General features: G+C 55.3%; 11 protein-coding genes and 2 pseudogenes. 9 read left to right on the top strand and 4 right to left on the bottom strand.

Annotated elements, in window-relative coordinates:
- Positions 1–67: 67 nt before the first annotated feature.
- Positions 68–358, bottom strand: a pseudogene (locus AC3ISI_RS20100) (Fis family transcriptional regulator).
- Between the two features lie 8 nt (positions 359–366).
- Positions 367–686: pseudogene (locus AC3ISI_RS20095) on the bottom strand (type II toxin-antitoxin system RelE/ParE family toxin).
- A 419-nt stretch (positions 687–1,105) separates the two neighbouring features.
- On the opposite strand from AC3ISI_RS20095, the gene AC3ISI_RS20090 reads away from it, so the two are divergent.
- The 8 genes from AC3ISI_RS20090 to AC3ISI_RS20055 all read left to right on the top strand — a co-directional run bounded on the left by AC3ISI_RS20090 (position 1,106) and on the right by AC3ISI_RS20055 (position 5,354).
- Positions 1,106–1,309 carry a hypothetical protein gene (locus AC3ISI_RS20090; protein WP_489333479.1) on the top strand — a complete coding sequence of 68 codons (204 nt, stop codon included), beginning with the start codon at positions 1,106–1,108 and terminating at the stop codon, positions 1,307–1,309.
- 110 nt (positions 1,310–1,419) lie between these two features.
- The gene (locus tag AC3ISI_RS20085) at positions 1,420–2,748 is read left to right on the top strand and encodes a serine hydrolase domain-containing protein (RefSeq protein WP_489333478.1); all 1,329 of its coding nucleotides are present in this window, start codon (positions 1,420–1,422) and stop codon (positions 2,746–2,748) included.
- Between the two features lie 27 nt (positions 2,749–2,775).
- On the top strand, positions 2,776–3,096 hold the full coding sequence (locus tag AC3ISI_RS20080; protein WP_489333477.1) for a YbjQ family protein: 321 nt from the start codon (positions 2,776–2,778) through the stop codon (positions 3,094–3,096).
- A gap of 161 nt (positions 3,097–3,257) precedes the next feature.
- A complete protein-coding gene (locus AC3ISI_RS20075; RefSeq protein WP_489333476.1) occupies positions 3,258–3,446 on the top strand; it encodes a hypothetical protein in 189 nt (62 codons plus the stop codon).
- Between the two features lie 330 nt (positions 3,447–3,776).
- Positions 3,777–4,148: a bacteriocin gene (locus AC3ISI_RS20070; protein WP_489333475.1), complete on the top strand. Its 372-nt coding sequence runs from the start codon at positions 3,777–3,779 to the stop codon at positions 4,146–4,148.
- Positions 4,149–4,259: 111 nt separating this feature from the next.
- The gene (locus AC3ISI_RS20065) at positions 4,260–4,730 is read left to right on the top strand and encodes a glycine zipper domain-containing protein (RefSeq protein ID WP_489333474.1); all 471 of its coding nucleotides are present in this window, start codon (positions 4,260–4,262) and stop codon (positions 4,728–4,730) included.
- Between the two features lie 124 nt (positions 4,731–4,854).
- The gene (locus AC3ISI_RS20060; protein ID WP_489333473.1) at positions 4,855–5,037 is read left to right on the top strand and encodes a hypothetical protein; all 183 of its coding nucleotides are present in this window, start codon (positions 4,855–4,857) and stop codon (positions 5,035–5,037) included.
- 104 nt (positions 5,038–5,141) lie between these two features.
- Positions 5,142–5,354 (top strand): hypothetical protein, encoded by a 213-nt coding sequence (locus AC3ISI_RS20055; protein ID WP_489333472.1) that lies wholly within the window; start codon positions 5,142–5,144, stop codon positions 5,352–5,354.
- A gap of 862 nt (positions 5,355–6,216) precedes the next feature.
- On the opposite strand, the gene AC3ISI_RS20050 is transcribed toward AC3ISI_RS20055, so the two are convergent.
- Positions 6,217–6,633: a hypothetical protein gene (locus tag AC3ISI_RS20050; protein ID WP_489333471.1), complete on the bottom strand. Its 417-nt coding sequence runs from the start codon at positions 6,631–6,633 to the stop codon at positions 6,217–6,219.
- Positions 6,630–11,486: an RHS repeat-associated core domain-containing protein gene (locus AC3ISI_RS20045; protein ID WP_489333470.1), complete on the bottom strand. Its 4,857-nt coding sequence runs from the start codon at positions 11,484–11,486 to the stop codon at positions 6,630–6,632. Before AC3ISI_RS20045 ends, AC3ISI_RS20050 begins: the two co-directional genes overlap by 4 nt.
- Positions 11,487–11,738: 252 nt before the next feature.
- On the opposite strand from AC3ISI_RS20045, the gene AC3ISI_RS20040 reads away from it, so the two are divergent.
- Positions 11,739–12,434: an HAD-IA family hydrolase gene (locus tag AC3ISI_RS20040; protein WP_489333469.1), complete on the top strand. Its 696-nt coding sequence runs from the start codon at positions 11,739–11,741 to the stop codon at positions 12,432–12,434.
- Positions 12,435–12,493: the final 59 nt, after the last annotated feature.

Raw genomic sequence — 12,493 nt, 5'->3', positions numbered from 1 at the left:
CGACAGGGCATAAGTGTTGAAGCAGGCGTAATGGCAGCCCCAAGGTTCGCTATCCAGCGAACCAAGTTTATGCGTGAGATTCCTCGCTCTCAGGTATCAGTCGAACCTCTACTCGCTGGCCTAGTGCACGGGCAGCGCTGGCCAAAGTCATACCAGAGTCATTTTGATCCAGTGCCCGATCCACCGCGGTGCGACTTGTGTGCATCCGTTAAGCAAGCTTTTTTTTGCTGATTCGCTGCTGCTTCATAGCTTCAAGCTGCCAGGAAATGACACGCTTGAGTGCTGCGGCGGAGACCTCCTCTGCAAGACCTTGCTCGACGAGAAATTCATCAAAGTCAGATCCAATATGCTTGTTCATCGATTGCCTCATAATTTTGCTCTGCGCTGTTTGGCGGTTGCCAGGTCTGGCGCTGGTGTTTTTTGACTCTTTTTGATGAATCCATGCAGCAACACCCTGTCAGATCCAACGACAGTAAAAATAATGCGTGTGATGGTCTCGTCAAGGTCGACTCTTACCTCCCAAAGCCCGGTTTCAAGCTTTCGAACGAAAGCTGAACGGTTTTAATCTCTGTCCCTACCAATCGCCTATTGTCGCGGGGAAGATCTGCAAGCCATTCACGCACCGGTTCATTTCCAGCATCCGTGCGGAGGAAGCGGACATTAAGTACTGGTACGAAGTAAGTCATGAGAACGGTGCACCTAAATAGGTGCATACCGCAAATTTCCGCTAACCGAAGCGATCGCCGGTATAGAGGTTGCGACCAGCGAGGTGATTTTTCAAAAGAAGGAGGTGGGTCTATTTCTTGGCAACAAAAAGTCAGAATGGGTGCGACTTCTGGCATTTGATTTTCAATCACGAGCGTCCAATTGTCCTTGGCGAATCAGTGGAGCGCTTCCGAAAATGATGTAGGACGAGTCGCAGGCTAGTGGGAAGTCGTGCTGGAGTGCCAGGCGATTGGGGCGTCTACAAGGTTTAGCGTTTCAAATGAGCCATCTCGAGAAGGGGTTTTCGATTTGTGCCTTCGGGTTCAAGATGAATGGGCAGCAAATATGACGGCTCCCCTCAATTTGGAATGGACTTACCCGTGTTATGCAGGAAATGACCATGAAACAGGCCGAACTCGAAAAGGCCCACGTAGAAATCATCAAATTGCTCGCTGAGCAGCGCAAGTTGAATGCCGAAGCCGGCAAGCTGAGTGCTAATGCGGGCAAGATGACCCGTGAAACCTTTTGGTATCCGGTGGCGATAGCCATTGGGATGATTGGTACGGTAGCGACCGTCACTGCGGTGTTGATCAAGCTCCTTTAACGCCTGATTTTCCCCCATCCGGTACGACCCTTCAGTTCCTTGAAAAGCCCGGTCTTCAGCCTCGCCACGCACCTGTTAGACTGCCGGCCCCCTCGAACGGAATCGACACCATGTACCACCCTCGCGCTGTTCATTGTCGCAGTCTCATTTACATCACTGCGGTGTTGGCGTGTGCGCTGTCATCACTCGCTACCGCAACAACATTCCCCAACGCCGAAGCCAGCGACCCCGCAAAGCTGGGTTGGATGGTCGGCTCGCCGCCTCCTGCAGATCGAACCGTGCGTTTCGAAGACGGCAGCTATTTTCAGTTTCCGGCGATGCGTTGGAGTGTCTCGAACTTCCGGCAGCTCATGCCAACGATCAACGTGTCACGAGGCCTTGGCGCGCCGGTGCCGTTGGTTTCCGCGCTGCGCAACGATATCGATGCCCTCAGTTTCACGCCGCTCGGCGCAACGCAGTCGATGACCTGGAATCAATCCCTCGCGGCGACTTACACCGACGGAATTGTGGTGATGCACAAGGGCAAGGTTGTTTATGAGCGTTACTTCGGCGTACTGAAACCAGAAGGCCAACACGCGGCGATGTCGGTGACCAAATCCGTGGTTGGCACGCTCGGTGCGATGTTGGTGGCTGAAGGGCGGATCGATGCGAACAAGTCTGTTGCCGATTACGTTCCCGAATTAGCGGCTTCTGCGTTCGGCAGCGCTACGGTGCGTCAGGTCTTCGATATGACAACTGCGCTCAAATACAGCGAAGACTATGCCGACCCCAACGCCGAAGTCTGGGCTCACGCCAAGGCGGGTAGCCCATTGCCCAAGCCAAAGGACTACACCGGGCCGCGAAGTTACTACGAGTTTTTGCAGACCGTTCAACTGCAGGGCGAACACGGCAGCGCGTTTGGCTATAAGACCGTCAACACCGACGTCCTGGGCTGGGTCATCGCCCGAGCGACCGGCCGTAACGTTGCGCAGTTATTGTCAGAGCGCATCTGGAGCCGCTTGGGCGCCGAGCAGGATGCCTATTTCACAGTGGACTCCATCGGTACGCCGTTTGCTGGCGGTGGCTTGAACACTGGCTTGCGTGACCTCGCCCGGTTTGGCGAGATGCTGCGCAATGATGGCCTTGCCAACGGCCAGCAGATCGTGCCCAAAGCCGTCGTGGATGACATCCGCCGTGGCGGCGACAAGCAGGTTTTTGCCAAGGCTGGTTATGACTTGTTGAAAGGCTGGAGCTATCGCTCGATGTGGTGGGTGACGGACAAAAAGGGCGGGGCATTCATGGCGCGCGGTGTTCATGGCCAGCGCATCTATGTCGATCCGAAAGCCGAGATGGTGATTGTTCGTTACGCCTCGCACCCGGTTGCGAGTAATTCGGCGAATGATCCGGTGACGTTGCCGGCGTTTGATGCGTTGGCTGCATACCTGTCCAAGTTGCCTTGATCCACCGTTTATGAAGAAGGAACCCCCATGATCACCACCACAACCCATGCCATCGAAGGCCGCCAAATCACCGCTTACCTGGACATTGTCAGTGCCGAGTCAGTGCAGGGTATTAATGTTGTCCGTGACGTATTCGCCGGGATGCGGGATTTTTTCGGAGGGCGCTCTCAGACGTTGGAGCGGGCGTTGAAAGAGGCGCGGATTCAAGCGACGGACGAGATCAAGGAACGGGCGCGGGCTCTTGGGGCAGACGCTGTGGTGGGGCTCGATTTTGAGATCAGCATGCCGGCTGGCAAGGGTGGGATGGTGGTGGTTTTTGTGACAGGGACAGCGGTCAAACTGAGGTGATCCATTCTGAGCGCGCGCGTTGAGTGCGGGCCACTCGTCGGGCGTGCTGAACTATGAATTACAAGTCCGGGTGTGACCGGCTAGTCTAAAGAACCTTGGCGGTCGATATTTTTCAGGCAAAGGGCTTTGCCGGTGTCGACCCTTTTGAGAGGGGAAGAGGTATGGCTGATCCGTATATCGAAGACGACGGGGCTGAATTTCCGATCAACAATTGTGTCAATTGTGGCCAGACCGAGTATGTGGCGGGCTTTGGGGAAGACCCGATCCAGATCAGCAAAGTGAAGTCGACGACGCCCAGAGGCCCAAAAGCGAAATTTCTGCCAAAAGTGGCGGCACCTTCCAGGAAGTAACGGTTAACCGGACAGGCCCCGCCTTCGAGCGGGGTTTTCATTTTCGCAGTATCGATTCAAAACTGGGGCTCAGACGCTCGGTCATGACGCGCTCCGTTTATATTTCACACACTTTTCACAAGTTCGTCCGTAGGCTCAAACTATCCGTTAGAAAGCAGTACCCTAGCCCGTTCCCCAGCGGGTTTTTTTTTGCCTGTCGTAAAACCTTTTCTATAAAAGCTGTCCAACCGACGCTAATTGCAAGGTATGGAGGTTTTTGTCTGGACGTTTACTGCGTTACAGCATTCAATCCCCGGCTTTCTTTTTTCCCCTATTTTTGAGGTTTTCGTCATGCGTTTAACACTGCCTGCTCTGGTTCTTGGGCTTTTGGTTGCTCAAGGTGCGATGGCTGCCAGCAATGGCACCGCGGCGGTCGGCGGCGGTCTGGGTGGCGCGCTGGGTAATGTGGTCGGCCAGAGCATGGGTGGCAGCACCGGCGCAGCGATTGGTGCTGGCGTAGCGGGCGCAGCCGGCAGTGCTGTTGCTGCACCTAAAGGCCACCGTACTGAAGCTGCCATTGGTGGCGGTGTGGGTGCAGCTGGTGGTTCGATGATCGGCCATAGCCTGGGCGGCAAAAACGGCGCCACCATTGGCGCAGGTCTGGGGGGCGCGTTGGGCGGCGGCGTAGGCAGCAACATGGCCAAAGGTCACAAAGGTCACTGATCCTTATGGATCAAATTGAAGAGCCCGGCTAAATGCCGGGTTTTTCGTTTATGAACGATTTTTTAAACATAGTCTCCAAGCCCATATACCCCAGAAAACACGAGGCGTCCTATGACACCGGTTAACAACGGCAAAAAGACTAGAAGCGAAAGTGCGCGACGTTTGGCGCTGTCCGCGTTTGTGGTTGGATTGTTGATGGCACAAGGAGCAATGGCAGCCAACGATGGCACCGCTGCAGTGGGCGGCGGCCTGGGTGGTGCGTTGGGTAACGTCGTCGGTGGACAATTGGGCGGCAGCACAGGCGCGGCCATTGGCGCCGGTGTCGGCGGCGCGGCAGGGAGCGCGGTCGGGGCGAATAAGGGCAGTCGCAATGAAGCGGCCATTGGCGGTGGCTTGGGCGCGGCAGGTGGGTCGGTGATTGGCAACAGTCTCGGCGGCTCTACCGGTTCGACCATCGGTGCCGGTCTGGGTGGTGCAGCGGGTGGTGGCGTCGGCAACAACCTGGGCAACGACGACAATGATCATGGCAGTTCCCATTCCCATGGCGATCATAAGCACAAGCATAAAAACAAACATCACTAACTCGCTATCGAGTAGAAAAACCGGGCCCCGCGCCGGGTTTTTCGTATCTGGACTACGCAACTCGGAACGATTGGCTACAGGCAGTCTCGAACTTCATACACACCCAAACTTTACGAGGCATGCCATGACGCCTGAAACCGAAGGCAACGAAGAAAAAGGCCCGAGCGGGCTTCCGTTCATCAACGATCCCGGCAACGAAGATCCAGGCTCATTGATGGACGACGCCACCGTGCCGCTCAACGATTCAGATGATGCGGGCGATGTGGGGAATCTCGAGTACGAAGAGGAGGGCGAAGACGAAGATTGATCTTTTTGTGTTCTGTTTGACCGATCGTCTCCCTGATCGAACATAGCCCTGCATCACCCCTCGAAATATCAGGGCCTGCTTTTCAGGCCCTTCAAGAGGTGCTTATGAACGCAGATCCGAAAGACAGTGATACCGACGACACCCCTGAATATCCGCTGCCTTCACCGACTGACTCGTTGAGTCGCGATCAACGTCCGCCGGATGACGATACGGCGGTGGAGCAACTGCCAGTTGATGATGTGAAGCGCAGTGATGTCGAGGCCGATCCTGAGGATCCGGACATTGCCGGTGATGATTACTCGGGCGAACCTAGCTGAAAAGCCGCTGGTCGATTGTGCAGTAACTTTAAAAGGGAGCGCTGCCAGATCAGGTATGCACCTTTTAAAGGAGATGCATCATGATCAGTTCAAAGGTAACAGCCCTGATCATTGCAGGGCTGTTGTCTGTGGGATCATTGACCGCTGTTGCTCAATCCAACGGGAATGATTCACCTGTGGATAAAGGCGGATTGCCTCCGTCTACTGAAATGAATGCGAATTCTGCGGATGGTACGGAGTTGCCGCCTGGATCTATTCAAAGTGGGAATGGTGGTGATGGTAATGGGAGTAGCACTAGGTTGGGGACGGGAAGTGGGGTGGTGAGTGGTGATAGGAATGGATCTGAAAGATCTGATAGTGCCGCGAGTGCTGGAAGTACCAGTGGTTTTGGTGGCCCAGACTGAGCGCTTACTAGATGAGCCCAGTATTCGAACTGGGCTTTTTATTAAAAGTAATGGGCTATGCATCGCATTTTTCAGACCAAAACCATCGCAAGAAAAACTCTTTTTGAACATCAGGGTCATTGGTTAAGTTGTTTTCCTCGTGATCAAAAATATTCACGATGTCATCCCGAAACGCTCGTTTTCCTAGCGTGAGCTCGTATGCTTTTACTCCAAGTGACATCTGTGAGGACATGGAGGAAGGGTGTACATTGATTTTTGCACCTTTGCACAAAAAAAATTATGTCGGAATGATCTTTTCTTACATTGCCTAGGCATTTGTAAAAATTGTCACCGGTGTAGGAATTTCGGTATCCATCCTCCATGCAGAAAGTGATGGCCAGATTTTTTATGTTGCAAAGAAGCTTAGCGGTTTGACGCTTGCTATCTTTGACTATCGATATTTTTACAGTCTCCATGGTTTAATCACTTTTGCTTTCGTGGCTGCTGTTTTTTAGAGATTTTAACCAGCGATGGAAAAAATCTGTTTGCATCTTTGGATCATTAATAATGTCTTGGTCGTCATACTGAAAGATGTTAACAAGGTCCTTTCTTGAAGCTCGGATTCCTAATTTGTGCTCGTAAGCCATGACCCCACAGCTCATTTGTGAGGACATGCTGGATGGCCGCACATTTATTTTTGCGCCTTTACATAGAAACTTAACATCCGGAAGCGATTTGATTATTTTTCCGAGGCATTCATAGATATCTAACCCTGAGAATTTTTTAGTCCAGCCGCTCTCCAGTGTGATTTGGATGGTTGGCGTATCTGTATTGTAATCAAACATCGCGGTCTCTAATTTCTCATTGATCAATATAGAAACTCTTTCAATTGTCATTGTCGTTTCCTTTGAGGGTTCGGTATTGAATGCCCAACATAACTACCGTCTGTTTTTAGTGGGGTAGCACCTAGGATGTCTTCGGTTTTTACTCTGCTGGGAATAGCTATCTCGTCTTCATAGTGATAAGGGATATCGTTGGGGTTTAGCTCTTTGTTGATGTCATGGCCAAAAACCCTTCTGAGTGTGTACATGTAACCTTTCTTGGTCCTGTAATCGGTGCCAAAGTCTATAGCTATTTCCGGGTCAGTAGATGTACTGATGAAATTGCTCGGGGGGTTTTTGTTGTCCCAAACGTGAAGTATTAAATCGTTACTATCTCCTCTACTCAAAAATCCAGTTTCAAAAATTCCGTCAGGCTGACGCAAATCACCACGATATAGATACTCGCTTTCCTCTGTCGAGGAAGGAAGTGATGGCTCGCCTTTATCAACCTTAGCATTCCCCGCAGGATCCTCATCCCCAAACGCCGGCCTCTTACACCCATCCGCCCCAGGACACTCACTCAACCCCAACGGATCAACCCATCGAGTCGGATTCCGCGTGTACTGATACCCGTTTATCCCGCCCGCCAACCCACTCGGATCAGGCGTCAAATACCGCCCGAGATCCGGGTTGTAGTAACGATGTCGGTTGTAATGCAGCCCCGTCTCCGCATCGAAGTACTGCCCTTGAAACCTGAGCGGTTGATCCAGCACCTGATGCGTATCGCGGTTCAGTCGGGTCAGGCGGCCGTAGGCGGTGTATTGCGCGGCCCAGATGATGTCGCCGCTGTAGTCGGTGAGTTCTTGCGGGGTGCCGAGGTGGTCGAGTTGGTAGTAGAACGGGCAGGCTTTGCGCGGGCCTTTGCCGTCGAGCATGGCCAGCGGGCGGAAAGTGCCCGGTTCGTAGACGTAGCTGCAGTAGTGTTCGCGGCTGCTTTCTGCGACGAGGTTATCGCCTTGCCAGAAAAACTCGGTGGTTTTGCCGTCGACGGTTTTGCTGATACGGCGGCCGAAGGCGTCGTAGCGGTAGGTCGCGCAGGTGCCGTTAGGCAGGGTGGCGCCGATGAGTCGGTGCTGGCAGTCGTAGCGGTATTCCGTGATGAGTTTTTGCGCGGTACCTCGGCGTTCGCGGATCAGGTTGCCGAAGGCGTCGTAGTCGAAGTGGCGGTCGCCTTGCATCAACAGGCGATTGCCTTTGACGGCGGACGGGCCGGGGCGATCCTGCATCAGCAAGTTGCCGGCCGGATCGTGGGCGAAGCTTTCGGGTTGTTGATCGCGGGAATGGCGGACGCGGATCAGGCGGTTGAGGGGATCGTACTGGTAGTTGCGTTGGCCGTGGCGGGTGTCAGCGATGGTGTCGAGATTGCCGTTGGCGCTGTAGGCGAAGTCGCGTCGGTATATCGATTGCTGATGTTGGCTAACCGCGTGGGCCTTCAGGCGACCTTGTTCGTCATGGTCATATTGGCTGTGTAACAAGCCTTGCTGACGCTGCAACTCACGGCCGAATTGATAGGTGTGGCTCGTAAGTCGTGTGCCGTTTAGGTCGATGGCTATCAGCGCGCCACCCTTGGCGCGGTGGTAAGCGAGTTTGCTGTTGTCTGGCAGACGCAGGTGGCTGAGTCGGCCGCAAGCGTCGTAGCCGTAACGCAACGTGGCCCAACTCTGGTGTTCAGTAATCAGCCGGTTCTGGGTGTCGTATTCGAACTCCAGTGGGTGATCGTGGCTGTCATTAACGCTGACCAAGCGCCCGAGGCTGTCGTAGTGGTATTCGACCTTGATGCCGTCGGGCAGGGTTTTGATCAGCAGGCGACCGGCCGAGTCCCGCTGATAACGCGTAACCAGCTGCGAGCCGTCATCGCCGAACTCTGTTTTCTCCAGCAGATGGCCATTGAGGTCGTAGGCGTACTCGGTGCGTTGACCGTCAAATCCGCATTCCTGTCGGATCAATCCACTGGGCGTGTAGTCCAGCTGATAGCGTTCGCCGGATTCGCTCTCGATTTCCGTCAGCAGCAGCCGTGCGTTGTCATAGCGATAACGCAGTTGCGTGCCGTCGGGGTTGATCCGGCGACTGACCAGGTGCAGGTCATCGTTGTACTCAAATCGCGTGATGCGACCCAGTTCGTCGCATTCGGCGGTGATCTTGCCGTAGGCGTTGTAGCTGAAGGCTCGGCTGGCGCCAGTAGAAAAAGTTGTCTGAATCAGGCGGCCAACGGCGTCCCATTGACAGTGAGTGACAGCACCGTGTTCGTCCTGACGGGTAATTTGCCGTCCCAGAGCATCGTAGGAAAACCGCCGCTGACCGCCGTTCGGCAGGGTTTCCTCGATCAGTTGCCCGATCGCATCCCGAACGAAAACATGACGACTGCTGTCCGGATACCGGATCGACAGCAGTCGCCCTTGAACGTCGTAGTGGTAGTGGGTGATCTGACCGTCGGGATCGATGGCCTCAGTGACGTCGCCCTGAGCATTGCGTTGATATTTCCATACCGCTTTGCCGCGATAGCACGCATGCAGGAAACCGTTGCGGTACTCGTAGGACGTTGGCTCATCTTCAGGGGGAATCAGCGCAATCAGCCGCCCGATGTCGTCGTAGCGGTATTGAGTAATTGCCCCCAGCGGCCCCTGTTCGGCAATCAGTTGACCCTTGTGGTCGTAAGTCTTGAGGTGCTCGGCGCCATCCGGCTCAACCCGGCGCACCAATCGCGCCGTATCGTCATGGACATAGATTTCCTCGCTGCCATCGACGTTTTTAACCCGCACTGCGCGGTTGTCGTCCCAGACATAGCGCGTATCCATTTGCGAGAACGTCGCCCAGTGCCGAATGCAACGGGCGGCTTTGCCGGATCGTTCCCATTCCCAAAAGAAACTTGCCCCACCGGCCAGTTGCCGCTGGAGAATCACGTGTTGGTCGTCGTAGTCGTACCGTTCGCTTTCACCCGCGGCATTGGTCGCTTCGATCAGTCGATGTCGGGCGTCGTAGCGGTAGGCAATCAGCGTTTGTTCTGTACGCCAGGCGTCATCCGCGGTGTCGGCAGGGTGAAACGACTGATACTCGACGGCGATGATGTGCCGTCGCTCGTAGCGCAACAGCAGCGAGCGACCGGCACCGTTGTCGAGGCGCTGAATGCGATCCTGACGATCGTGGGTGATGCGCAATCGGTTGTTGTAGGCGTCACTGATCGCGGTCAGCCGCTCATCGCGAAAGTGATAAAAGCGCACCGTCTCGCCAGCCAGGGCGAGGATTAATTCTTCAGGCTGATCCCCGAGATAAATCGCGGCCCGGGACAGGCTGTTGTGAATGGCCGGGCGTTCCTGGCTGGGCAGGGGAAATGTCGTGCGGCGGTTTTCATGGTCGATCCAGACGACGTGTTCTGCGTCCAGTTCCAACCGGTGCGCCAGCGAATGACTCCACCCCCAGCCCAGCCCGCAATCGATTTCCACGGCACTGGTTCGGTACAACCGGGTGAACGCAAACGGCAGTAAACCGTTGAGCGATCCATCGTCCAGCGTCAGCAGCTCCTCGCCGGTGACCATCGACACCGGGCAGCCGTTGGTGCAGGTGAGAAGTGCGCAATCGGCGCTGTCACCGTTGGGATTTTTCGCCTGCTCGGGGGCATCGTCACGGTGCTCCTGGCGGCTCAGGCGGGTCTTGGCAGCGGATTTTTTGCGAGCAATGGCGACCGGATTGTTCACCAGTACCTTCGGTGCCGCGCCTGGACTGATCTGCAACGGCACCGCGGGCGCGGGGTTCAGTGGAGCAGTCCGGACGTTGATTGCGAGAGGTTTGAGCACACCCGCGTGATTCGTGAGTCCAGGCAGGGCGGCCAACCGCAAACTCGCGCCGGCCAACCATTTGCGCGCACGCTCCGATTTGATTTTGCTCAGCACCTTGGCGCCGATACCGAACGTCAGTCCTGCACTACTGGTGAAGCGAGCCAACAGGAATCCAATCAATATCCCTGTACGAATTTCTGCCACGACCTCGGCGATGTACTGCGGTGGCAGCATTCGCAGCCAACTGGTGAGCGCCGCCAGATGTATGAACATCAACGGTTCGTCACTCAACACCAACAACAGATTGGCAATCGATTCAGCCGAGGCCTTCAACAGCGTTTCAAGTTCAGTCTCGGTCAGGTATTCAAGGAGCTTTTCGCTGTTGGCTTGCAGGTCCGTGATCAGCTCGTAAATCTGCTTCACGTCGTCCCACAAACCATTCAGCGAGTTCTCGAAACCGAGCCAGTCAGCCTGTTGCAGCAGGCCGTAGCGCTGGATGAATCCGGCCTCGGAATACGCGGCCCATGACGGTTCGAACTCACTCGACCACTCATTGCGCAGCCAGCCTTCCAGGTCGTCGATGAAGCCTTGATACGAGGCGTACAACGCTTTGACATGGTCAGTGGAAACATTCGGAAAGAAGGTGATGCGGTAACGCTGGCCGCGCTCGCACTTGGGAATTTCGAGGATGCCGCTGGGGCCGATCTCGTGGTTGATCGGCTCGCCATAGGTGCCGTCGGCGTTCAACGGCTCCAGCATCACTGGCGTATTGCCAATCGGTACGAACCGCGCCGCGTCGAACATGTGCACCAGCGTCAATGGGCCGCTGGCCGGACACGCCCCGACGGTTGAGCTGACAGGTGTCGTGGAATGTTTTGGCGCGACCAGCCGGACTTCGTTGCCGACCTTGAATACCTGCTCGATATCCAGCGTCCTGCCGGTCCAGAAACTCTCCGCCCAGGCGTCGTAGTCGTTGAGGCACAGCCGAAAGTCTGCGAGCAACGCTTCGACGTCCGGCTGCTCGGGGTCCATGGCCGTGACCACCAGCAACCCTATGGCGTTATTCAAGGCCAGTACCTTGTCAGGTACGAACATTCGCAGTCCCTCGCGCAGATCAAATGTGAGCGCGAGACTTTGCTTGGGATCAGCGGGTAAAGAAGTCGGGAAAGGAGGCGTTTTATGTAGGGAAAATCGCTAAATGACGGCCAGCACTTTTTGTAACGGTCGGATATTGCCCGTTGCCGAACGTCAGCCGCGCTCGCTATGCTGCTGAATCCTTTAATCGATCACGGACCCGGCCGTATTTGAGCCGCCTCTGGGATGTCATTAGCAAACGGATCCGATGCGATGAATGCACCGCTCAACCAGTTCGGCCCGATCAAGGCCGTGATTTTCGACATGGACGGTTTGTTGCTGGACACCGAGGGCATTTATACCGAGGTCACGTCCCTGATCGCCGCGCGTTACGGTCGGGTTTTTGACTGGAGCATCAAGCAAAACATCATCGGCCGTGGTGCCGAAGATCTGGCGCGTTACGTGGTCGAGGCGCTCGATCTGCCGATCACCGCTGAAGAATTCCTGGTGATCCGCGAGCCGCTGATGCGTGAGCGTTTTCCTACCGCTTTGGCGATGCCGGGTGCAGAGGAATTGGTACGGCACTTGAAAGCCAACCAAATTCCGATTGCAGTGGGCACCAGTTCTTCGCGCCAGTCGTTCGGTCAGAAAACCACGTTGCACCGTGACTGGTTTGCGCTGTTCGACTTCATCGTGACGGCCGATGACCCGGAAGTAGGCGCTGCGAAGCCCGCACCGGATATCTTCCTCACGGCAGCGCGGCGACTTGGCGTAGCACCGGAGGACTGCCTGGTGTTTGAAGATTCACCGTTTGGTGTCACCGCGGCGAAAGCAGCGGGGATGACTGCGATAGCGATTCCGGATGCAGCCATGGCAGACGAAAAATACGCACATGCCGATGGGATTCTTCGCACGTTAAAGGCGTTCAAACCCAGCGCTTGCGGCTTGCCTGCCCTGGAGTGGACTTAACGCAACAGCTGACAAATGTGGGAGCGAGCCTGCTCGCGAAAGCGATCGGTCAGACAATA

The organism is Pseudomonas sp. GL_139_B, assembly GCF_057834475.1.
The sequence above is the reverse complement of the archived record's forward strand: the minus strand, read 5'-3'. Positions and strand labels throughout refer to the sequence as shown.

Excerpts from the sequence above, each read along its gene's own strand:
- AC3ISI_RS20090 (WP_489333479.1), top strand. The coding sequence starts at position 1,106 with ATGAAACAGGCCGAACTCGAAAAGGCCCACGTAGAAATCATCAAATTG.
- AC3ISI_RS20085 (WP_489333478.1), top strand. The coding sequence starts at position 1,420 with ATGTACCACCCTCGCGCTGTTCATTGTCGCAGTCTCATTTACATCACT.
- AC3ISI_RS20080 (WP_489333477.1), top strand. The coding sequence starts at position 2,776 with ATGATCACCACCACAACCCATGCCATCGAAGGCCGCCAAATCACCGCT.
- AC3ISI_RS20075 (WP_489333476.1), top strand. The coding sequence starts at position 3,258 with ATGGCTGATCCGTATATCGAAGACGACGGGGCTGAATTTCCGATCAAC.
- AC3ISI_RS20070 (WP_489333475.1), top strand. The coding sequence starts at position 3,777 with ATGCGTTTAACACTGCCTGCTCTGGTTCTTGGGCTTTTGGTTGCTCAA.
- AC3ISI_RS20065 (WP_489333474.1), top strand. The coding sequence starts at position 4,260 with ATGACACCGGTTAACAACGGCAAAAAGACTAGAAGCGAAAGTGCGCGA.
- AC3ISI_RS20060 (WP_489333473.1), top strand. The coding sequence starts at position 4,855 with ATGACGCCTGAAACCGAAGGCAACGAAGAAAAAGGCCCGAGCGGGCTT.
- AC3ISI_RS20055 (WP_489333472.1), top strand. The coding sequence starts at position 5,142 with ATGAACGCAGATCCGAAAGACAGTGATACCGACGACACCCCTGAATAT.
- AC3ISI_RS20050 (WP_489333471.1), bottom strand. The coding sequence starts at position 6,633 with ATGACAATTGAAAGAGTTTCTATATTGATCAATGAGAAATTAGAGACC.
- AC3ISI_RS20045 (WP_489333470.1), bottom strand. The coding sequence starts at position 11,486 with ATGTTCGTACCTGACAAGGTACTGGCCTTGAATAACGCCATAGGGTTG.
- AC3ISI_RS20040 (WP_489333469.1), top strand. The coding sequence starts at position 11,739 with ATGAATGCACCGCTCAACCAGTTCGGCCCGATCAAGGCCGTGATTTTC.